Annotated in this window: 18 protein-coding genes; 3 read left to right on the top strand and 15 right to left on the bottom strand. The window is 55.8% G+C overall.

The features are described 5' to 3' along the window. Positions 1 to 107 precede the first annotated feature (107 nt). The 5 genes from gltB to thpR form a co-directional block, all read right to left on the bottom strand. Positions 108 to 4,706 (bottom strand): glutamate synthase large subunit, encoded by a 4,599-nt coding sequence (gene gltB / locus CJP46_RS08450; RefSeq protein WP_094595196.1) that lies wholly within the window; start codon positions 4,704 to 4,706, stop codon positions 108 to 110. Positions 4,707 to 5,134: 428 nt separating this feature from the next. Further along, positions 5,135 to 5,620, bottom strand: a complete 486-nt coding sequence (locus CJP46_RS08440; protein WP_094595194.1) for a ferritin-like domain-containing protein — start codon at positions 5,618 to 5,620, stop codon at positions 5,135 to 5,137. A gap of 96 nt (positions 5,621 to 5,716) precedes the next feature. After that, on the bottom strand, positions 5,717 to 6,400 hold the full coding sequence (locus tag CJP46_RS08435; RefSeq protein ID WP_094595193.1) for a metal-dependent hydrolase: 684 nt from the start codon (positions 6,398 to 6,400) through the stop codon (positions 5,717 to 5,719). Between the two features lie 55 nt (positions 6,401 to 6,455). Further along, on the bottom strand, positions 6,456 to 7,313 hold the full coding sequence (locus CJP46_RS08430; RefSeq protein WP_094595192.1) for a cell wall hydrolase: 858 nt from the start codon (positions 7,311 to 7,313) through the stop codon (positions 6,456 to 6,458). Between the two features lie 256 nt (positions 7,314 to 7,569). Next, a complete protein-coding gene (gene thpR, locus CJP46_RS08425; RefSeq protein WP_179281098.1) occupies positions 7,570 to 8,187 on the bottom strand; it encodes an RNA 2',3'-cyclic phosphodiesterase in 618 nt (205 codons plus the stop codon). Positions 8,188 to 8,582: 395 nt separating this feature from the next. Here thpR and CJP46_RS08420 point away from each other — a divergent pair, with 395 nt between their 5' ends. Beyond that, positions 8,583 to 9,554, top strand: a complete 972-nt coding sequence (locus CJP46_RS08420; protein WP_094595190.1) for a D-2-hydroxyacid dehydrogenase — start codon at positions 8,583 to 8,585, stop codon at positions 9,552 to 9,554. Positions 9,555 to 9,817: 263 nt separating this feature from the next. Here CJP46_RS08420 and CJP46_RS08415 read toward each other — a convergent pair whose 3' ends face one another. From CJP46_RS08415 to glpK, 5 genes are all read right to left on the bottom strand, one after another. Beyond that, positions 9,818 to 10,768, bottom strand: a complete 951-nt coding sequence (locus CJP46_RS08415) for a TRM11 family SAM-dependent methyltransferase (protein WP_094595189.1) — start codon at positions 10,766 to 10,768, stop codon at positions 9,818 to 9,820. Positions 10,769 to 10,797: 29 nt separating this feature from the next. Next, entirely contained in the window at positions 10,798 to 11,736 is a 939-nt protein-coding gene (locus CJP46_RS08410; RefSeq protein WP_094595188.1) for an MsnO8 family LLM class oxidoreductase, read from the bottom strand. A gap of 28 nt (positions 11,737 to 11,764) precedes the next feature. Next, entirely contained in the window at positions 11,765 to 13,174 is a 1,410-nt protein-coding gene (locus tag CJP46_RS08405; RefSeq protein WP_094595187.1) for a deoxyguanosinetriphosphate triphosphohydrolase family protein, read from the bottom strand. A gap of 626 nt (positions 13,175 to 13,800) precedes the next feature. Beyond that, positions 13,801 to 15,465: a glycerol-3-phosphate dehydrogenase/oxidase gene (locus CJP46_RS08400; protein ID WP_094595186.1), complete on the bottom strand. Its 1,665-nt coding sequence runs from the start codon at positions 15,463 to 15,465 to the stop codon at positions 13,801 to 13,803. Positions 15,466 to 15,521: 56 nt separating this feature from the next. Beyond that, complete coding sequence (gene glpK / locus CJP46_RS08395) at positions 15,522 to 17,012, bottom strand: glycerol kinase GlpK (RefSeq protein WP_094595185.1); 1,491 nt, start codon at positions 17,010 to 17,012, stop codon at positions 15,522 to 15,524. A gap of 546 nt (positions 17,013 to 17,558) precedes the next feature. On the opposite strand from glpK, the gene CJP46_RS08390 reads away from it, so the two are divergent. Both CJP46_RS08390 and CJP46_RS36480 read left to right on the top strand, forming a co-directional pair. Continuing rightward, complete coding sequence (locus CJP46_RS08390) at positions 17,559 to 17,924, top strand: hypothetical protein (RefSeq protein WP_094595184.1); 366 nt, start codon at positions 17,559 to 17,561, stop codon at positions 17,922 to 17,924. 14 nt (positions 17,925 to 17,938) lie between these two features. Further along, positions 17,939 to 18,115: a hypothetical protein gene (locus CJP46_RS36480; protein ID WP_163882478.1), complete on the top strand. Its 177-nt coding sequence runs from the start codon at positions 17,939 to 17,941 to the stop codon at positions 18,113 to 18,115. Here CJP46_RS36480 and CJP46_RS08385 read toward each other — a convergent pair. The 5 genes from CJP46_RS08385 to CJP46_RS37005 all read right to left on the bottom strand — a co-directional run bounded on the left by CJP46_RS08385 (position 18,099) and on the right by CJP46_RS37005 (position 20,583). Further along, a complete protein-coding gene (locus CJP46_RS08385) occupies positions 18,099 to 18,416 on the bottom strand; it encodes a hypothetical protein (protein ID WP_094595183.1) in 318 nt (105 codons plus the stop codon). The genes CJP46_RS36480 and CJP46_RS08385 overlap by 17 nt on opposite strands. Positions 18,417 to 18,504: 88 nt before the next feature. Continuing rightward, on the bottom strand, positions 18,505 to 19,248 hold the full coding sequence (locus CJP46_RS08380) for a glycoside hydrolase family 73 protein (RefSeq protein WP_094595182.1): 744 nt from the start codon (positions 19,246 to 19,248) through the stop codon (positions 18,505 to 18,507). Further along, on the bottom strand, positions 19,245 to 19,514 hold the full coding sequence (locus CJP46_RS08375; protein ID WP_094595181.1) for a phage holin family protein: 270 nt from the start codon (positions 19,512 to 19,514) through the stop codon (positions 19,245 to 19,247). Before CJP46_RS08375 ends, CJP46_RS08380 begins: the two co-directional genes overlap by 4 nt. Before the next feature lie 25 nt (positions 19,515 to 19,539). Next, complete coding sequence (locus CJP46_RS08370; RefSeq protein WP_251672798.1) at positions 19,540 to 19,830, bottom strand: hemolysin XhlA family protein; 291 nt, start codon at positions 19,828 to 19,830, stop codon at positions 19,540 to 19,542. A gap of 87 nt (positions 19,831 to 19,917) precedes the next feature. Continuing rightward, positions 19,918 to 20,583, bottom strand: a complete 666-nt coding sequence (locus tag CJP46_RS37005; RefSeq protein ID WP_256992265.1) for an XkdX family protein — start codon at positions 20,581 to 20,583, stop codon at positions 19,918 to 19,920.

The raw sequence follows: 20,583 nt of genomic DNA, 5'->3' as shown, positions 1-20,583 counted from the left end.
CCAATTGAAAACATTTCGTATGCCCTTTCCAGCAAATATTGCGTAAATATGAAAATCTCTACCTTGGTTGATAGGAATTCTCTATTTAAATAAACCGTTGCTGAAGTTTAGTTGCTTCCTGCTCTCGCAAGCTCGCGCATGTTGGCTTCAAAGGCTGCCAGCAGCGCGGCTTCGCCGCTCAGGCCATTCTCCTGAACCTTGCGGATTTGCTGTGTCATCCGCTTGTAATCCTTCGGAATGACGCGGACGAAATGGCCGAGGCTGTTCTCCCAATCTTCCAGCACGCGCTCGCCGACGGAACTTTCCGTGTAGTTGACGTGCTTCTCGATCAGGCTCTTCAGTTCTTCAGCTTCCTCCGCTTCCTCCACACGCTCCAGAAGAATCATCTCCAGGTTGCAGTGGTCGATGAACGTGCCCTGCGGATCATAGACGTAAGCGATGCCGCCCGACATGCCGGCGCCGAAGTTGCGCCCCGTTTCCCCAAGGACTACGACGCGGCCACCTGTCATGTATTCACACCCGTGATCGCCAACGCCTTCAACGACGACATTTACGCCGGAGTTGCGGACCGCAAAGCGTTCGCCCGCGATGCCGCGGATGTACGCCTCGCCGTTTGTCGCCCCGTAGAAGGCGGTGTTGCCGATAATGATGTTCTCTTCAGCCTTGAACGTCGACTTCGGCGACGGCTTCACGATCAGCTTCCCGCCGGACAGCCCTTTACCGGTGTAGTCGTTCGCGTCGCCGACCACGGTCAGCGTGATGCCCTTCGGAACGAAGGCGCCCAAGCTCTGGCCGGCTGTTCCCGTAAAGGTCAACGAAATCGTATCTTCCGGCAGGCCGGCTGCCCCGTACTTCCGCGTCACTTCGCTGCCGAGGATCGTGCCTACGGCGCGGTCCACGTTTGTAATCGAAAGCTCGCCGGTAACAGGCGTTCCGTCTTCCAGCGCCGGTGCCGCCAGCTTAAGCAGCTCGCGCATATCCAACGTCTCCTCGAGACCGTGGTTCTGGGTCTTCGTGCGGTAGCGCGTGCTTCCTTCCGGAAGCTCCGGTGTGTGCAGCAGAACAGACAGATCGATGCCTTTCTTCTTCCAGTGACTGTTCGCCTCTTCGGCATCCAGGCAATCCGTGCGTCCGATCATCTCTTCGATGGTACGGAAGCCGAGCTCTGCCATAATTTCACGCATATCTTCGGCCACGAATCTCATGAAGTTGACGACATGTGCCGGATCGCCCATGAAGTTCTTGCGCAGTTCCGGATTCTGGGTAGCTACCCCAACCGGACAAGTATCCATCTGGCAGACGCGCATCATGATACAGCCAAGGGCTACGAGCGGTGCCGTGGAGAAGCCGTACTCTTCGGCACCCAGCAGCGCTGCGACAGCCAGGTCGCGTCCGTTCAGCATTTTGCCGTCCGTTTCCAGAACGACGCGGTCACGCAGGTTGTTCAGGATGAGCGTCTGGTGCGTTTCCGCAACACCCAGCTCCCAAGGTAGGCCCGCATGGCGGATGGAGCCCTGCGGCGATGCGCCGGTACCGCCGTCATAACCGCTGACGAGGATAATGTCGGCACGGCCTTTGGCCACCCCGGCCGCGATCGTTCCGACGCCAACCTCGGACACGAGCTTCACGTTGATGTTGGCGCGCGGATTGGAGTTCTTCAGGTCATAAATCAGCTCCGCCAAATCCTCGATGGAGTAAATGTCATGGTGCGGAGGCGGAGAAATCAAGCCCACGCCCGGCGTAGAACCGCGCACTTCGGCAACCCATGGATAAACTTTACGGCCCGGAAGCTGTCCGCCTTCACCCGGCTTCGCTCCCTGCGCCATCTTGATTTGAATTTCGTCGGCGTTCACCAGGTAGTTCGACGTCACGCCAAACCGGCCGGAAGCCACCTGCTTGATCGCGCTGCGGCGGGAATCGCCGTTCGCATCCGGAATGTAGCGCGCCGGATCTTCGCCGCCCTCACCTGTGTTACTCTTGCCGCCGATGCGGTTCATCGCGATCGCGAGGCTTTCATGCGCTTCTTTGCTGATGGAGCCGAAGGACATGGCACCGGTCTTGAAGCGTCTCATAATGGACTCGATCGGCTCGACTTCCTCGATTGGAAGCGGAGCTCCTACCGATTTCAGCTTCAGCAGCGAGCGGATCGTCAGTTGCTTCTCGTTTTCGCCCTGAACGAGCTTCGCGTACTTTTTGTACACCTGGTAATCGCCAGTACGCACAGCCTGCTGGAGCAGGTGAATCGTCTGCGGATTGAACAGATGCTCTTCCCCGTCTTTACGCCATTGGTAGTCGCCACCGGAATCGAGTACCTTGTCGTTTCCGTCTTTGTCGGTAAAGGCACGGTCATGATGGGCCAGCGCTTCGGCCGCCACTTCTTCGAGACCGATGCCGCCGATGCGGGACGGCGTACGGGTAAAGTACTTCTCGACAAACTCCTCTTTCAGGCCGACAGCTTCAAAGATTTGCGCGCCGCGGTAGGACTGGATCGTCGAGATGCCCATTTTGGACAAAATTTTCACCACGCTCTTCGTCGCGGCCTTGATATAGTTTTTAACGGCTTTCTCGTGCGATACGCCGCGCAGCAGCCCCTGTTGGATCATGTCGTCCAGCGTTTCGAACGCAAGGTACGGGTTGACGGCGCTCACGCCGTAACCGAGCAGCAGCGCGTAGTGATGCACTTCACGAGGTTCGCCGGATTCGAGCAGAATGCTGACTTTGGTCCGTGTACCTTGGCGGATCAAATGATGATGCAGGCAGGATACGGCAAGAAGTGCCGGAATCGCCGCATTCTCTTTGTCCACGCCGCGGTCGGACAGAATCAGGATGTTGTGGCCTTTCTTGATGACGCGATCGGCTGCTTCGCACAATCCGTCGAGCGCCTTGCGGAGGCCTTCCGCACCCTCGGCTGCCAAAAAGAAGATCGGAATCGTCATTGACTTGAAGCCGGGACGGTGCACATGGCGGATCTTCGCGAAGTCCTCGTTCGAGAGGACCGGCGTATCCAAACGGATCTGGCGGCAGCTCTCGGGCTCCGGATGCAGCAGGTTCCGCTCCGGTCCGATCGTCGTCCCGGTCGCGGTGATGATCTCCTCGCGGATCGCGTCGATCGGCGGGTTGGTCACCTGAGCAAACATTTGTTTAAAGTAGTTGTACAGGCGTTGCGGCTTGTCGGACAACACCGCAAGAGGCGCGTCGTAGCCCATCGAGGCGATCGCTTCCTGGCCGGTCGAAGCCATCGGCTCCAGCACCTTGCGCAGATCCTCGAACGTATAGCCGAAGGAGAGCTGCAGCTGCTGCACGTTGTCATGCTTCGGATTCGGCAACTCCGGCGCATCCGGAAGCTCATCCAGATTGACCAGATGCTCGTCGAGCCACTCGCGGTACGGCTGCTCGGCAGCGATCTGGGCTTTGACTTCCTCGTCGGAAATGATCCGTCCTTCCTTCGTGTCCACGAGCAGCATTCTGCCTGGACGGAGACGGTCCTTGTACAGGACGTTCTCAGCCGGAATGTCGAGTACGCCCGCTTCCGAGGAAAGAACAATCAGGTCGTCCTTTGTCACATAGTAACGGGATGGACGTAGTCCGTTCCGGTCAAGGATGGCACCGATCTGTACGCCGTCGGTGAACGCCATGGCCGCCGGTCCGTCCCACGGTTCCATCAGCGTGCTGTGGTACTCGTAAAACGCTTTTTTCGTTTCGTCCATGCTTTCATGGTTGTTCCAAGGCTCCGGCACCATCATCATGGCGACATGAGGCAGAGAACGTCCGCTCAGATACAAGAACTCAAACGTGTTATCGAACATGGCGGTATCCGAACCGTCCGGATTGATGACCGGCTTGACCTTATTCAGGTCGTCTCCGAAAATATCGCTTTTGAACAGCGACTGGCGCGCATGCATCCAGTTTACGTTGCCGCGGAGCGTGTTGATTTCCCCGTTGTGAATCATGAAGCGGTACGGGTGCGCGCGTTCCCAGCTTGGGAAGGTGTTCGTGCTGAAACGAGAGTGGACGAGGGCGATCGCCGTCTCTACCCGTTCGTTTCTCAGGTCCAAATAGAACTGCCCTACCTGATTGGTAGTGAGCATTCCTTTGTACACGATCTTCCGGCACGAAAGGCTGGAAATGTAGAAGGAGTCCGCCTGCGGAGCGTCGCCATAACGGATGGCCAGCTCGGCGCGTCTGCGGATGACGTACAGCTTGCGCTCGAAGTCCATTTCGTCCTTCACGTCGATGCTGCGTCCGATAAAAATCTGCCGTACGTACGGCTTGGCTTCCTTCGCGGATTTGCCCAGCATCTCGTCATATGTCGGAACGTCGCGGAAGCCCAGGAACTGCTGTCCTTCTTCCCGGATGATTTCGACGAGCCGGCTCTCATGAGCCTCCCGAACGGCTTCGTCGTGGGAAAGGAACAGCATGCCTACGCCGTATTGTCCCGGTTCAGGCAGTTCGAAACCGATCCGGGCCGCTTCTTCTGCAAAGAAACGGTGAGGAATTTGCAGCATAATCCCGGCCCCGTCACCGGAATTGGGCTCGCTGCCCTGCCCGCCGCGGTGCTCCATATTCTCGAGCATCGTCAGAGCCTGGCCTACGATCTCATGGGAAGCCCGGCCTTTGATATGAGCGACGAAGCCCATGCCGCAGGCGTCTTTTTCAAACTGCGGATCATAAAGTCCCTGCTTAGGGGGAAGTACCGTATGTCTCATGGAAAGCAACCTTTCTATCTTCAGAATAAAATAAATGCATGTAAATCCAGATACATCAAAATAAACCAGTACGATGACGACATTGGCTACAAGAATATTACTTCGTGCTCACTAGGGGAATGGGGTATGCGACAACGGCGGAAATCCTCGTTGCTTAGGGGAATGGTTTTCTTTTTGTTATAAAACGTCGATAATTATTCAAAATGAATTGGTTATATTATTTTATCACCCACTAAACCTCTGCGCAATTTAAACTTTTTATGAATGTGATAAGAAATGTTTTGCAGTGAAGCATTAAAGCGGCGTATTGTAATTATTCTGGAAAATGCATAATTATTCATTTCGGCAAGTGTTTTTCCAATTTACAGCAAAAAACCATGCAGAAATTTCCGCATGCTGCCAAAAGATAAAAAACAGCCTCCCCCATCTCAAGAGGGAAGCTGTTTGTCGGCGATGCCGATGGTGCCCTTATGCTTCATGTCGCCGTTCTCGTGGAAATAATTGCTGTACAAAAACTGAAGCCGGCTAACCCAGCGCATTTCGCTGTTCATCGCGCGGAGCATCAGCTTCTGCACCTTAGGATCCGCAGCCGTAAGCATCAGGTCCGAATAATTCCAGGCGGCTTCAAGCGCGTCATCGACGGTCGCTTTCAGTCCGTTTACATACGCCTTGGGCGTTTCCACCTTGTTAAAGACCGGGTAGCAGCCGGTATGCTCATAATAGAGCCGGGTCAGCTCGGCAAGGCGGCCCTGGCGTTCCTCTTCGACTACGCGGCTGAAATAGATCCGGTGGTCCGGTGGCGCCAGCTCTTGTAGCCGCCGTCCCTTGCGGATCGCCTCGTACTCGCCCTGCACGGCTTTCTGCAGCTCGCCGGCCGGCAGATCTCCGCTGTGTTCACTCATTCGGTAAAACAATCGACCCCCGCCTTTCCGATAGGCTAATGTTACGATACTGTATGCCCGTATGCGGCGGGGGGTGTCATCTGTCGAAGCAGCCGCTTCGATCAGCGGTTAAATTTCAATGCTCTCTCCCGGCTTAAGCGCATGCCCTTCAATACCTTCCTGATGAAGACGGTCGCAGAACAGCGCGCCGTTCTGTTCAATGGCGGGGAAGGTGTTGTAATGCACCGGAATGACGCGGTCCGCCCGCAGCCATTTGGCCGCCAGCAGCGCATCGTCCGGTCCCATCGTCAGCGCGTCGCCGATCGGCAGCGCGGCGGCATCGATTTGATTCATTTCACCGATGAGTCGCATGTCGCCGAACAGAGCCGTATCTCCCGCATGGAAGAACGTTTTGCCGCCCATGGTGAGCAGGATGCCCGCCGGTTCTCCGGCGTAGATCAGCGCATCGCCGTCCTGTACCGCGGAGCTGTGGAAAGCCAGCGTGTATTTGACCTTAAACCCGTCGAACTGCTGCTGCCCCCCGATGTTCATGGCAAAGGTTTTCGCGCCCTTCTTGCGGCAGAACTCCGCCAGCTCGAACACGGCGACAATCGGACAATCATTTGCTTTGGCGATCTCCAGCGCATCGCCGAAATGGTCGGAGTGCCCATGGGTCAGCAGCACCGCGTCCACGCGGATATCCCCAGGCGCAATGCCCGATGCCGGATTTCCCGATAGAAACGGATCGATGATCACGCTCCGGCCGCCTTCCTCCACCACAACACAGGAATGACCATAATACGTAATTTTCATATGAACGCCACCTCCTCATTATCCTTTACCCATAAACATTTTAAACTTACAGGTTTTATTTGTAAAAGGAGTGGTTGCCGATCGTCTTCGCCAGTGTCCGCGTATGATGAACCGTCAGGTCGTCAGCCAGCTTCAGCGACAGAAAATAATACGTGTCGTCCGTGACTTCTTTGCGTCCGTTAAGCGCCTCGTTGACGGCATGAATTGAATCCTCGTTCGGCTTCACACGGTCAAAACGGCCGTTCGCCACAGGACTGAACTGATATCTCTGATAAATGACTTTTCTAATCGTATCGGGAAAATTGGCTGACCGCAGCCGGTTCAAGACAACATTGGCCACAGCCACTTTGCCTTTGTACGGTTCGCCTTCGGCTTCTGCCATCACGATTCTTCGGAGCAGAAGCACGTCCTCAGCGGTTACCTTGTACTGTTTGGTCGCTTCCGACTTCTGGGAAGGACTGAGCAGTTTGGTCCGGCTGAAGAATAACGTGGTGGGGGGATTCAATTTTGGGTCCAGCTTTGGCTTTGCTGCAACAGCTACAGCTTTCTTCACCTCAGGCTTGGCTTGTGTCGCTTGGGCCTTTTTGGCGGCAGCCGGTGTATTTGCTGAAATCCCTTCAACAAAAAGGGGATGATGCTTAACATTCCATTTTTTCAATAAATTTACATTCAAAAGCTGTACGGAGTTTTCCGTAGTTAACGGGTGGTTAGCCCCCTGTATAGATAAATGCTGCGGGCGTGCGCCTGCCTCAACGTTCTTGCTGTATGTTACGGCCCCCAGTTGATTCGTGCTGTCGTTATACTGCATTTTGTGCATCTGCTCGTTTTGCAGTAGCATGCAAATTGCAGAGAAACACACCAGAAGTACACCGATTAATAGTGCCATCCAGCGGTTTTGACGTAATGTGTACATGTTTCTCCTCCTATATTTCCGGCACATTCCCTCTTTAAGTAACCAAAAATACAGGTTTTGAATAACCTTTGGAAACATTTTCAGTCCATTGCTGTATCCGAGAGCGTACAATAACTGACAAGCAGGACAGTCTTTACAACAAGCGTAGCTTAGGAACGGCACAAATTTACTTCACAGGATACGGCAACAAAGGGAACTCTATATTCGATCATGCGCGGAAAAATATATTCGATTTCTATTGCTAGTCATTTCCAATCTACGAATCTTTCATTTGAACGGCCTCTAGTATCTCATACATTGGCTTTTCGTGCAAATGCGTGGAAAAAAGTACAAATTCATTGACCTCCCAAATCAGAGGTTCCGCAGTCCCCCCAGAACCGGAATTTTTCTCTGTCAAAAGCGGTAAATTCTGGCCCGGAAAAGGTGATTTTCCCGCATATTTACGGGCTATCGTGACATGGGGACGGTAAGGCCTCGCCTCTTTGGCGAACCCCAGTTCCCCCATCTCGGAAGTGACCGCTTCATAGATCTTGTCCAGGCCTCCCGATTGGTCAATTACTCCAGCCCATAACACCCGGGGAGCCTCCGCAGTCCCGAAGGTTCCGAACGATCCAAATTCCAGGTCGAATGGGTTTATTTTCAAAGAGGCCCTTTTTAAGGCATCTGTGATTTCTGGTACTCTTCCGGCCTCGGCGTCTCCCAAAAACTGGACGGTAATATGATAATCCTCCAGGTGCGTCCATTTTTTAAAAGCGAGCTGATCTTCGTTCCGGAGCCTCCACGCTTCAAGCAACAATTGGATCGATTCGGGAATCCGGACCGCAACAAATAGCCTTAACGGCTTATCCTGAAATTGTTCTTCTTTCATTTCCATGCAAATACATCCCCTTTCTTTCCCTTTGCGTCGCATACAACCGTCCTGTAAAAATTGGTACCGAAGGTACTTTTCGTATGAATTCCTTCATTAATATAGTTTCACCTTTCGGGCCTATCGTCATGCAGCAGAGTTACGCAAAAGCAGGCCATTTTCGGGCCGCTTTCAAACCGCTGATTCCCTTTCATTCTTATCGCCCTCCGGCCCCTGTTGTATATCCGTTCAAATCTGTTATCCTAAATATATTCATGATACATAGATTGAACTAAAGTTTTGCATTGAACTTCCTATTATAGCGGCCCAACACGGCCTGTGACATTCATTTCTTTAGTTCATTCTATATAGAGTAGCAAAACATCACATCAAGGGTACATACGTGGAGGAGGCTGAACTGTATGAAGCAAATTATTTGTCTGCATTCCCTGACTCCGGAGCAGGCCGCTTTGATTGAACAAGCGGCTCCCGATTATAAGCTGACGGTCGTCAAAAGCACCGAAGTGGATCCGGCGCTCGTGAACGAAGCGGAAATTCTGGTCGGCTGGTCCAGACAAATTGCCGATCAGGTGCTGACTCAAGACAGCCGGCTGAAATGGCTGCAGACGTGGTCCGCCGGCGTGGACACTCTGCCGTTGGAACGGCTGGAACAGAAAGGCGTGCTGCTGACGAATTCCAGCGGAGTCCATGCGATTCCGATCTCGGAGACGATCCTCGGCATGATGCTCTCGTTCTCGCGTCAGCTGCACGTTTCGGTCCGCAACCAGCTTAAGCACAGTTGGGAGACGAATCTGGCCGCGCCGGGGCTGAGCACCTTGTCCGAGCTGCACGGCAGAACGGCCGTCATCGTCGGCGTCGGCGAAATCGGCAGCGAGACGGCGCGCCTGGCCAAAGCGTTCGGCATGCGTACCGTCGGCGTCCGCCGTTCCGGCAAAGCCGATCCCCATGTGGACGAGATGTTAACCATGGACGGACTCCACAAGGCGCTGAGCCAAGGCGATTACATCATCAGCGTGCTGCCGCTTACCGATGAGACGCACCACCTGTTGAATGCCGATGCCTGGGCGGCTGCCAAGCCGGGAGCCTGCTTCATCAATGCGGGCCGTGGACCGACGGTCGATACGGCATCCCTGCTGGATGCGCTCCGCAGCGGGCAGATCAGCTGCGCCGGCCTCGACGTGTTTGAGAAAGAGCCGCTCCCTGAGGATCATCCGCTGTGGGATATGGAGCAGGTCATCATTACGCCGCATGTTTCCGGAAGCACGGACCGGTATACCGAGCGGGTCATCGATATTTTTGTCGAAAACCTGAAGGCCTACGTACAGGGAAAAGAGCTTCCGCGTAATCTCGTCAATTACGAGCGTGCTTACTAAGTCGACATCCTCCATCAAGCGGAGCTTTTGCTTCAATCCTGACTGGATGATTTGTAAGCCCCGATATCGGAGGTAAACGAAAAAGGCTGTCCCGCGTCACCGGTCGATTGCAGACCGGATCGTGAGGCAGCCTTTTTGCTTGATGTTAAACGCTACTGTGATGATAAACTTCTACTATTATTATGGTGATGATAAATTTCTACTATTATTTCTACTATTATATAGAAGAAAGTGATCGCATGATGGATGGACCCAGCTTCTCGTTACCCACAAAGCCAGACATTCCGGACAAAGCTGCCCTTCCACACCCGGGCGCTGTCCAGTATGGTAAAGCCCGCCTGAAGGATGGATTCATCCGCTTCCTCCGTCGATACGATGACGGCCCGTTTCGCCATGCGGCGCAGGCTCTGCAGCATGCCCAGCCGCTGATCCGTGCTGAGCACCGAGCACAGGTTGTACGGCATGTCCAGCACGGCCACATCGAAGCGTTCCGCCACCTGCGTCATGTCCCCGAGCGTCACCAACTCCGGATAGCCGAAGTGCTTCAGATTGGCCCGGGCGCCCTGGATGGCCAGCGGGTTGATGTCCCAGCCCCGGATGTCGATGCCCATCGACAGGGCTTCGATCAGCACGTTCCCCATGCCGCAGCAGGGGTCGACAGCCCGAATACCTGGAGGCTCCGGCACAAGGATGTTCACGAGCGACCGGGCGGTCGTGACGCTGAGCCCGGTCGAATAATTGTGCGGCTTGTCCTTGTGCAGCCGCCATGCGCGTTCGGGATGCCGGCACAATCCGAGCATCCATTGTCCCTCAGCTGACAGGAGGCCGAGCTGCACATCCGGATGCTTCATCTCCGCCTTCCCCCGTATCCTGCTGCCGACGAGGCGCTCAAGCAGCCGCTGGTCCTCATAGGAGCAGGGATCGCCGGATTTCACGTACGTCACTTTGAACGTGCCGTCCCCAAGCTCCAGCTCCGAAGCCTGCAGGGCGATATCCTCCGCCGAGGCGCCTTTCATCAGCACATCGAGACGCATGGATACATACGGACTGCGGCCCGGATCAAGCTCCCGGGAGCTGAGCAGCATGGGACCTCTACCTTTCAAAGGTTTCGCCTGCCCGAGCAGAGCGTCCAGCTCCATCCGGCACAGCTCCGTCTCCGACTCGTGGCTGGCGTACGTATAAATAAACTCCAATGGTTCGGATCTTACTTCCATAGTTCCTCCGTTCACCCCATCTTTGTCTTTCACAAGCACGCCGATGCCAGCAGCCGATAAGATTCCAGCCGCTCGGCATAATTCATCACCGGCGTGTTGACCAGGAACTCGTCGCACCCGAAGGAAGCCACCAGCTCCAGCAGCTGCGACTTCACCTGCTTGGGCGACCCGGTGATCAGCCGGCTTCCCTGCGGCTGCGGCTCGCCGGCTTCGGCCCCCGGCCGCTCGACTTCCTGCAGGGCCGACCGGCGGGACAGCGCCAGCGCCTCCTGCTCGGTTGCGGCGCAAATGACGCCGATGGCCGTCATGCTTCTCGGCCGCTCCAGCAGGGCGGACGGCTTGAATCCGTCCCGGTAGGCCGCCAGCACCTCGGCGCCGTCGCGGTCGCTCATGAACTGGCCGAACACATAGCCGGTTCCGTTCTCCGCCGCGAAGCCGGCGCTCTTGTTGTTCGTCCCGAGCATCCACAGCTCCGGCTGGATCCGCGGGACGGGCTTGGCCGCGACCGGGACGTCCTCGTATGCGTAGCGGTCTTCCAGCAGCTCGATCAGCGCGCGGACGCGGACCGGCATTTCGGCCACATGCTGCAAGTAATTGCCGCTCAGCGCCATCGAGGCATGCGCCGAGCCGCCGGGCGCACGGCCGATGCCGAGGTCGACGCGGCCGGGATAAAGCGCAGCCAGCATGCGGAAGTTCTCCGCGACCTTCAGCGGGCTGTAATGCGGCAGCAGGACCGCCCCCGATCCGATGCGGATCCGCTCGGTCCGTGCCCCAATATGCGCCAGCAGCACTTCGGGCGCGGCGCAGGACAGGTTCACCAGGTCGTGATGCTCCGCCGCCCAGTACCTGGTGTAACCCCATTGTTCTGCATGGCGGGCCAGTACGGCCGCTTCATGCAGTGCTTCTTCAAAGGATGACTCTCCTATTTTCGGTACAAGATCCAGCACGCTAAGTTTAAGAGCGCCCATCCGGTCTTTCCTTCCTTTCTATAGCTGCCTAATCCAGGTCGTAAATGGAACCTACCTTTAATCCGTACAGCTCATTGTAGATTTTTTCAGCAAACGCGTCCGTCATTCCCGCTATATAGTCGATTACCATATGCTCCCACGTCCAGATCGGATTCGGCCCGGCTTGATCCTTCTCGAACCGCTGCAGCCAGTCGGAGGGAATGATCGATTTGGATGCGACCGGATCGAGAAAAGCGTCCCACAGCCGCTTGATCATCCACTCGCTGCGCTTTTGCAGCCGCTGCACCCGCAAGTCGCGGATCATCGTGACCCAGGCGAAGCTTTTCAGCACGCTGACGGTCCGGAGCATATCCTGGTCCTCCTGGCCTTCCTTGACGAAGGTCACCTTCTTCCAGTCCCCGTCGTCAATGACGCCGAGACTGCTGACGAACAGGCTTACCCAATAAGCCTTGACCTCGCGCCGGGTGCGGGAGTAGTCAAACTCGCAGTACGGAATCTTATCATTCCACACTTTCAAAAAGGACGTCAGCACCTCTTCCACCTTGTAGCGGATATGCTCCTCCGGGCAGTTGTCCCAGAACGCGTCCTCCAGCGTCATGATTTTCTCGACGATCAGGCGCAAAATATGCGGATCTTTCAAAAAATGCTCGTGCACCTCGATCTTCCCGGCCTTGATGCCGTCCTCCAGGTCATGGGCCGAATAGGCGATATCGTCGCACAAGTCCATCAGCTGCGCTTCCAGCGTCTTTTTGCCTGCGGGAATGCCCCAGTCCTGGCGGATCTGCGAAATATAACTCCATTCATGCTGGTACAGCCCCTTTTTGAGCAGGGTCCCGGGATATGGATATTTATTGATGCCGAGCAGGATCGCGTCAGACAGATTCAGGCCGTCCACGTTTTCCCGCTTCTCCAAAAACATGATCAGCCGGAAGTTGTGCGCGTTCCCTTCGAAATGCTCGTATTTCTTCCGCAGCCTTGTGCGGACGTCGCTCACCTCATCACGGGACAGATGCAGCCCCTTCACGGCTTCTTTCGTCCGGTCCTGGATCAGCTGATCCAGAATGCCGTCCAGCACCTCTTCCCCTTTATGTCCAAAAGGAGGATGGCCGAAGTCATGCGCGATCGCCGCGCACTCCACCACCTCCGGATCGATGACAAGCCCCGGATTGTCCGCCTGCTCGTCGCTGACCTCGGGATGCGCCCGCAGCAGGCTGCGCGCTGCTTCTCTGGCGATCTGCGCCACCTCGAGGGAGTGGGTCAGCCGCGTCCGGTAATAGTCCCCCGTGCCCGCGCCGAACACCTGGGATTTGCCCTGCAGCCTCCGAAACGTCGGCGAATGGATCAGCCGCGAATAATCCCGCTCGTATGGCGCGCGGGACGCGTCGGATTTCACTTGTTCGGGGTACTGCCGATGCTCTCTCTTTACTTTAATGTTCATGTACAGCACTCCTCTCACGACAGTATGGTTTTTCTATTATAAGCGATTTTACCGGAGGTGTACTAACATGGGACGTGGGCGAGCGCCCATTTTCCATAAAAATGCAGCACAGATCGCAAATATCCGGACAATCGGTGTCAAGATGACTGACAGCGGATTGACAAAACGGCACCGGTTTTCCTCAGTTCCCTGCCACTACCGAAGCTTAGGGACCCCGACCTTTGGTGTAATACTCCCCTTAGAATGGTCATCCGAGAATGGTTCATCCAAACCGCGTCTTAGGTGCAGCTCCCCTGGAAGTTCTGTGGAGCGGCTTTCCTATGTTCACCCATTGAATGTTCTGCCGGGGCACTGTCCCGGGTTCATCCCACACCAAAAAGGAACCCTTCATCCTGGGGATGAAAGGTTCCTATTGGAAATGCTGCATTCGACTGTCCACTATGAGGTTGACTGCTTATCATACGACCGCATTAGCATCTTCCGCTCGCCATGCTATCGAAATGCGTATAATCGGATGTATCAAATCGACTGTGTACCATGGGATACATATCCCGAGTTGTATACCATTCGCTGACCACCGGCACTACTCCTTATTCGCATGACGGGCATCCACCGTGCGAATCGGCTCAACCGGACTCCGCGGGTTCCACCGCCTCCAGCAGCGCGCGGTCGAGATCGGCCGCATACGCCTCCTTCGCCGCTGGGCTCCAGTTCAGCATGCTGCCCATATACTCGATGACCGGCGCCTTCCAGGTGCGTACGAGCTGAATGTCGAACAGCGTCGCGCCGAGCCGGCGGGTAAAAAAGTCCACCGGCGTCGCCGTCATCTCCGCTTCCAGCGCATAGGCCAGCTGGCCGAACATCATCAGCGGCAGCCCGTATGCTTCCGCCTCCGCGTGCTTGCTCTGGATCAGGCGGAATACGCCGGATGCATTCGTGCCGTATTTGCCGGCAATCGCGAGCGCTTCATCCGGGGCAAGCCCCACCTCGATCCCGGCCTGGGCGGTCTTCCGAACGAATGGCTCATACTGCGCGGAGCCGCCGAAGTCCCCGCCCGAAATCGGCAGATGCTTCGTTTGACATCCTTTAAACACGCGTCCCGTTTCCTGGCCCAGCTCCCGGGACAGCACGTCCACAATCGTCTCGGCCATCTTTCGGTAGCCCGTCAGCTTACCCCCGGCGATCGTCAGCAGCCCCGAGCCGGACTCCCAAATTTCGTCCTTCCGGGATATTTCCGACGGATCCTTGCCCGCTTCAAGAATCAGCGGACGGACCCCGGCCCAGCTGGACTCCACGTCTTCCGCCGTGATTTGCAGCTCAGGAAACATATAATTGATCGCGTTAATAATATAGTCCCGGTCTTGAGAAGTCATCCGGGGATGCGCCGTATCCCGGTCAAAAAAAGTATCCGTCGTCCCCACATACGCCTTGCCGTCGCGGGGGATGGCGAACACCATTCTTTTATCCGGCGTGTCGAAGTACACCGCCTGCTCCAGCGGGAAGCGGGACTGGTCGATGACCAGGTGGACGCCTTTGGTGAGGCGCAGCGTCTTGCCTTCCATCGACGCGTCCTTCTCGCGGATACGGTCGACCCACGGCCCTGCAGCGTTAATGACCTTGGCGGCGTGCACTTCGTAGGTGTCCCCGGTCAGCTGGTCGTGAACCACGGCGCCGGACACGTTGTTCCGGGCGTCGTACAGCAGCTCCTCGACCTTGCTGTAATTAAGCGCAGAAGCCCCATGCGCGACGGCCGCTTTCATCACTTCGATCGTCAGGCGGGCATCGTCGGTGCGGTATTCCACGTAGTACCCGCCGCCCTTGAGTCCCTCCTTCTTGATGAGCGGCTCTTTCGCCAGCGTCTGCTGCGGGGAGAGCATCATGCGGCGCTCCGCTTTTTTCACGCCGGCCAAATAATCGTATACCCGCAGTCCAAAGGACGTGCTGAATTTGCCGAACGTGCCGCCCTTGTGGATCGGCAGCAGCATCCATTCCGGCGTAGTGACATGCGGGCCGTTTTCGTACACGACCGCCCGTTCCTTGCCGACCTCGGCAACCATTTTGACCTCAAACTGCTTCAGGTAGCGGAGTCCGCCGTGCACCAGTTTGGTCGAGCGGCTGGACGTGCCTGCGGCAAAGTCCTGCATTTCCACCAGCGCCGTCTTCATTCCGCGGGTCGTCGCGTCCAGAGCGATGCCGGCCCCGGTAATGCCTCCGCCGATGATCAGGACATCAAACTTTTCCTGCTTCAAGCTGTTTTTGATTTGTTCGCGATTCGTATTGGACCATATCATCTGTGCTTATCTCCCTCCAGATCGAAAAAGAGACCCCCCAAGATATGTTTCTGTGTTTATTTAAAAGCCATGGCGGCATGCACGGCCTTCTTCCAGCCTTCGTACAGCCCGGTTCGCTCCTTCTCTTCCATCACCGGCTGGAACTCGCGCTCGATCGCCCACTGTCCGGAAATGTCCTCCTGGCTCTTCCAGTAGCCGACGGCGAGTCCCGCCAAATACGCAGCGCCCAGCGCCGTCGTCTCGTTAATGACCGGCCGTTCGACCGAGACGCCGAGCACGTCGCTCTGGAACTGCATCAGAAAATCGTTGTGCACGGCGCCGCCATCGACGCGCAGCGTAGTGAGTTCAAGGCCCGAGTCGGCCTCCATCGCGGACAGCACATCCTTTGTCTGGTAGGCCAGCGATTCCAGCGTCGCCCGGATAAAATGCTCCTTGGACGTGCCGCGCGTCAGGCCGAACACCGCTCCGCGCACGTCGCTGTCCCAGTACGGGGTGCCGAGCCCGACGAAGGCCGGGACGACATACACGCCGTCCGTCGAAGCCACGCGCGATGCGTACGTCTCGCTCTCCTTCGAGTCCTTCAGCATCCGCAGCCCGTCGCGCAGCCATTGAATGGCCGAGCCCGCCACGAAAATGCTGCCTTCCAGCGCATACTCCACTTTGCCATTGATGCCCCAAGCGAGCGTCGTCAGGAGGCCATGCTCCGAACGGACCGCCGTTTCGCCGGTATTCATCAGCATAAAGCAGCCGGTGCCGTAGGTGTTTTTGGCCATACCCTTGCTGTAGCACGCCTGCCCGAACAGGGCCGCCTGCTGGTCTCCCGCAACGCCCGCAATCGGTACCTCCGAGCCGAAGAAGTGGTGCGGCACCGTCTGTCCATACACCTCCGAGGATGGGCGCACCTGCGGCAGCATGGAGGCCGGAACCCCCAAAATCTCCAGCAGCTCGTCGTCCCATTTTAACTCGTAAATGTTATACATCAGCGTGCGCGATGCGTTCGAATAGTCGGTCACATGCGCGCGGCCGCCGGTAAATTTCCAAATGAGCCACGTATCGATCGTGCCGAACAGCAGCTCGCCCTGCTCCGCTCTTTCCCGGGCGTCTTCGACTTCGTCCAAAATCCACTTGACCTTCGTACCGGAAAAATACGGATCGATCAAAAGCCCTGTTTTGGCCCGGATGGTATCGTCGAGGCCTTGGGCTTTTAACTCTTCGCAAATGCCGCTCGTCTGCCGCGACTGCCACACAACCGCGTTGTACACGGGATCACCTGTTTCCTTATCCCACACCACGGCGGTCTCCCGCTGGTTCGTGATGCCGATCGCCGCGATCTGCTCGGGCTTCACGCCCGATTCCGACAGCACGGACGCGATCACCGACAGGACCGAACCCCAAATCTCGTTGGCGCTATGCTCCACCCAGCCCGGATGGGGAAAATACTGCGTAATCTCCCGCTGGGCCGTATGTACGGCTTCTCCTTTTTCATTAAACAAGATGGCCCGGGAACTCGTCGTCCCCTGGTCCAGTGATAAAATGTATTTTTCCATAGAACCCTCCCTGCTTCCGTCAGCGAACGATGCGCTCGTTGTGGTTGTGCACATTCGGGATGTTGCTGGATGTATATCCGGTAAGAAAGACAAACCATGTCGCTTGGTGACGTTTACATGGCTTTCCTTAGTGACATCATACTATATTTGTAGCGGGTTCGGGTTAACAAAATCGAAGATTGGCGGAGGAAATGGAGCAAAGCAGATGATGGGACTGGTGAGTTTATTGGGGAGAATTGAAGGGCGAGAAAGGGAGTGGTAAAAGAGGAATTTAAAACAGGGTGAGGCGTAGTAACGACATAGTGGGGACATTGCGAGGACATTGTGAGGGCTTGGCGATGACGAAGCGGAGACATTGTGGGGACGTGGCGAGGACTTGACGATGACGAAGTGGAGGCATTGTGGGATATGACGATGACGTAGTAAGGACATTGTGAAGACAAATGTAGGAGTGAGGACTATGTCATACGGATTAAAATTATTATATTGTAATGCGTATCGATACACTATATAATAAACAACAAATATCCAAGGAGGGGCTTTTGCATGAACTATTCGATTAACCTGTTCGGCTATCACGTGGACTGCAAGCTGAACGTCGAAGAAGACCGGCTGCAGCTGGACATCGCTGAGGAAGACCAGAAGTCGCTGAAGCAGTATTTGATCCGGGTGCTGCCAAAATACGGCCGCGAAGCGTCTCAGACTTCAACGTTGGACGAGCTGGTGAAATTCGCGATAGATGCGGAGAAAACGATGGAGGGCCACATGTCCGAGCCGAAGCTCAAGCTGCCTTACGAGTTCCAGCCGGAAATCAAAGAGAAGCTGATCGAAGCGGCTGCGCTGCAAGATATGTCCGCTACCCAGCTGCTAATCCGGATTATCGAGCGTAAATACCAGGAAGTTATGGGGTAAAGGGGGTTGGGGTTATGCCATACGGCAACAAGGTTAAATTTCATTACGACGTGCCTGCCTACATCAAAAAGCAGCTTGCCGAAGCGGCCAAAAAGCTGAACATGACCGCCACGGAGCTGCTGTCCAAAACGATCGAGGAAGAATACGAGCGGGTCAAACGCGAGCAAGCTTCCGCTAACTCCGGGAAATAACGGGGATCTGGGCTGCGAACCTTTCCACGGAACGGGCTTGTTCCACGGAAAGACTCAGGTATTCATAGTCCTGACCAATCCGGTCGCATGACAGTAGATGGCACTCTGTATAGTCGTCCACCGGATCATGTTCCAGGAGATACACGCGGATGCTCGGGTTCAGGTCCTCGATTTTGCAAAAAAACATCGCTTCCGGGGCAGCGTCCATAATCGCCTTGATGCGTTCCCGCACGCAGCCCGGCAGCAGCGGCTCCAGCAGCGAAAACGTCTGGATAGTCGGCTGGTATTCATAAATCAGCATAAGCGGATGCCTCCCTTTTAGTATGAAAAAATTATGATTTCCCTCCTGCCTGACTTGTCTCTATCTATGGTTGGTACTAGCGTTCTCGTTAGAGCACCTTCAGCCGCTGTAAAATCGTCAGCACCCTGTACAGATCATAGCTTCCGTTCACCGGGGTGCTGATGATCTTCGCCTCAACCGCCGCGTTTACCGCAGATTCCGCCCAGGCCGGTACCTCCATCTGCTGCCGCGCCTCCAGCGCGGAGATCCGCTGCTCCACCTTTTGCAGAAGGACCTCAAGTTGGGTCAGGCGTCCCGCTTTTTTCTTCAAGTCTTCCAGCTGCTGTGCCAGCTCAGTAATGTTAACACTCATTTCGGTGTGATCTCCTTTCCATATGTCATATCGAGGCAGTCCATACTGCTCCATAATCGCGATCAGCTTGGACGGGTACTTCGGATCGGTCGCGTAGCCGCCTTTCCAAACTGCCTCGGCCGCTTGCCGGTAATCTACGCGCAGCACGCCATGATACCGCGTCGGCTTGTCCTTCGTGCCGTTCAGCAAAAGCTTGGAATGGTCTGCAATGGACTCCGTCCAGGAGTGGTATTTGCGAAAAGATGCCGCCACCTTCACCGCCTTGCCGTTGACATACTCTGTGGTGGGCATTTCTACGCTACCCGCTGTGCCCTTGCCTTTGATGCCGAACAAATTGTTTGCCTGCCGGGCGAGCCCGCTTGTCCCCCAGTTGGATTCCAGAATCGCCTGGGCGATGGTTAAGGAAGCTGGTACGCCAGTGGCCTGCATGTCAGCGATGGCGCAGGGGGCGAGGGTGGCGATGAATTCGGTTGGATTCAATCCGAGTCCCCTACTTTCTTCGTCTGCTTCACAACCTGGTGGCCGAATACTGCAAAGGCTCCTGCCAAAATCCCCTGGATGAACGTCTCCGCGTTCCAGCCATGCATCCAAACCGTAAGTAACACAGCGGCGATGACCACCATGTACACAATGCTCCAATCCGGCACCGACGGCGTCTGTTTCATGACATATCCCAAAACCCAGCACACAGCTACCACAATCAATAGCTTCGGGTCGATCAACTGCCAAATCATATCCCAATCCATGTTTCATCCACCTTTCTGGTAATAGTTAATGTCCTGCAAGCTGAACGGCGGCCGCGATGGCACCCATCACGATCGTGATGGCCGCACCGCTGACCGTCCGCCACAGCCATTTTTGGCCGTCCTCGATCCGGTCCAGCCTTTGATGTGCTGACTTAACCGACTGCATGGCTTCCCGGGCGAGTTCCTTGGTTGTCTCAATCGTGGCGGCCAGCGTCGGCACTTGCTCCAAGGTTTTTTCAATACGTGCGAGTTGAATTTGAATCTCCACCAAAGCTTTGGTCGCTTCCTCCACGTCACTCACCCTTTCGTGTGGCACGGCGTTCCCCTCCTTTGAATTGATAAAATGAGATGCCCCCGGGAGTGTTCCGAGGGCATAAAAAATACGCCTTTGCGGCGCTTCCAGTTAACCCTGTTTTGGGGCTGTCGTATTTTCTTCTGGTGCTTCTGATGATTCAGGTGTGGGAAATTCTTCGCCTGTGATTGTCTGGTACTCTTCGGCTGTGATCCACTCGTAGCAGACCGCCTTCTGCAGGTCTTCTAGCGTTGCGGTCCGGCGGATGTTCTCCGGAGCGAAAAACGGGTCCTGCGGATTGTAGCGCTGGTTCCAGAATTCGAACTCCGTGAGGCCAGCAGGTTCTGCAGGCAGCCCGAGCTCGACGCCCTGTTTCTTCGCCAGCAACCGCATGCGGATTTCGTTCCACTCACCGTAAACTGCGCGGGCACGATACGGCGCCACATTTGCCTGCAGCTCCGTGAATAGGGTTGCCCCTGGGTTTCCTTTAAACTGGAGCTCTTTGTCGTACTCTTTCAGCATCTCCAGATAAATGCGCTGGTGTTTCTCGTCGTCTTCATCCAGCATGCTCGGGCCTTGCAGGTCTTCCCGGATGCAGATTAGTGCCGGGGTATTGCTTACCGGGTACTGTGCACGAACTTCCATGTAATCAATGACCTGCAATCCGTCCAGGACCCGCGCGCCTTGCACAGAGGCCCCCAGCATAGAGTTGATTGCCGTATCCAGCTGCCGTACTTCGGGTGTGTTCTGGCTGTTATATATAATAATTGCCTTCAT

This window comes from Paenibacillus sp. XY044, assembly GCF_002257645.1.
In the GTDB taxonomy this organism is placed as follows: domain Bacteria; phylum Bacillota; class Bacilli; order Paenibacillales; family Paenibacillaceae; genus Paenibacillus_AQ.
This window is presented reverse-complemented; position numbering and strand designations above follow the sequence as displayed.

Coding starts and splice junctions, on each gene's coding strand:
- gltB (WP_094595196.1), bottom strand. CDS start 4,706: ATGAGACATACGGTACTTCCCCCTAAGCAGGGACTTTATGATCCGCAG.
- CJP46_RS08435 (WP_094595193.1), bottom strand. CDS start 6,400: ATGAAAATTACGTATTATGGTCATTCCTGTGTTGTGGTGGAGGAAGGC.
- CJP46_RS08430 (WP_094595192.1), bottom strand. CDS start 7,313: ATGTACACATTACGTCAAAACCGCTGGATGGCACTATTAATCGGTGTA.
- thpR (WP_179281098.1), bottom strand. CDS start 8,187: ATGGAAATGAAAGAAGAACAATTTCAGGATAAGCCGTTAAGGCTATTT.
- CJP46_RS08420 (WP_094595190.1), top strand. CDS start 8,583: ATGAAGCAAATTATTTGTCTGCATTCCCTGACTCCGGAGCAGGCCGCT.
- CJP46_RS08415 (WP_094595189.1), bottom strand. CDS start 10,768: ATGGAAGTAAGATCCGAACCATTGGAGTTTATTTATACGTACGCCAGC.
- CJP46_RS08410 (WP_094595188.1), bottom strand. CDS start 11,736: ATGGGCGCTCTTAAACTTAGCGTGCTGGATCTTGTACCGAAAATAGGA.
- CJP46_RS08405 (WP_094595187.1), bottom strand. CDS start 13,174: ATGAACATTAAAGTAAAGAGAGAGCATCGGCAGTACCCCGAACAAGTG.
- CJP46_RS08400 (WP_094595186.1), bottom strand. CDS start 15,465: ATGATATGGTCCAATACGAATCGCGAACAAATCAAAAACAGCTTGAAG.
- glpK (WP_094595185.1), bottom strand. CDS start 17,012: ATGGAAAAATACATTTTATCACTGGACCAGGGGACGACGAGTTCCCGG.
- CJP46_RS08390 (WP_094595184.1), top strand. CDS start 17,559: ATGAACTATTCGATTAACCTGTTCGGCTATCACGTGGACTGCAAGCTG.
- CJP46_RS36480 (WP_163882478.1), top strand. CDS start 17,939: ATGCCATACGGCAACAAGGTTAAATTTCATTACGACGTGCCTGCCTAC.
- CJP46_RS08385 (WP_094595183.1), bottom strand. CDS start 18,416: ATGCTGATTTATGAATACCAGCCGACTATCCAGACGTTTTCGCTGCTG.
- CJP46_RS08375 (WP_094595181.1), bottom strand. CDS start 19,514: ATGGATTGGGATATGATTTGGCAGTTGATCGACCCGAAGCTATTGATT.
- CJP46_RS37005 (WP_256992265.1), bottom strand. CDS start 20,583: ATGAAGGCAATTATTATATATAACAGCCAGAACACACCCGAAGTACGG.